The 415-nt window shown below is 49.6% G+C and carries 1 tRNA gene; it reads right to left on the reverse strand.

The annotated features are described in order from the left end of the window. Window positions 1–290: 290 nt before the first annotated feature. Window positions 291–364, reverse strand: a tRNA-Cys gene (locus KZZ04_RS18455). Window positions 365–415: the final 51 nt, after the last annotated feature.

Raw genomic sequence — 415 nt, forward strand, 5'->3', positions numbered from 1 at the left:
GCCATTGTTACGGAGTGACACGCAAATCGAGTGCCGTTTGTGGAGCGTTCGATTGACTTCTATTGCCGCCGAAGGTCGCTAACCTCAGCATCTGGCCGTTAGTGGATGCTCAGCCTTAGTCACGAGCACAATCCCGCGTCCATTCGAGCAGAGATATGCTGATAACTGCGCCTGAAATTCGCGGATAAAAAGGCATCGTTGCGGAAGCGATGCAAAAAATTGCGGAAGCGATGACCAAATTGCAGCCAATAAAAAACCCCGTAGACGTTAATCTACGGGGTTTCTAAGAGTGGAGGCCGAGGTCGGAATCGAACCGGCGTAGGCGGATTTGCAATCCGCTGCATAACCATTTTGCTACTCGGCCTCAAACGATCAATGTCATTACCATCAACATTCACCGCATAAAAACTTGAGT

It is taken from the genome of Pseudoalteromonas sp. CR1 (assembly GCF_019392235.1).
In the GTDB taxonomy this organism is placed as follows: domain Bacteria; phylum Pseudomonadota; class Gammaproteobacteria; order Enterobacterales; family Alteromonadaceae; genus Pseudoalteromonas.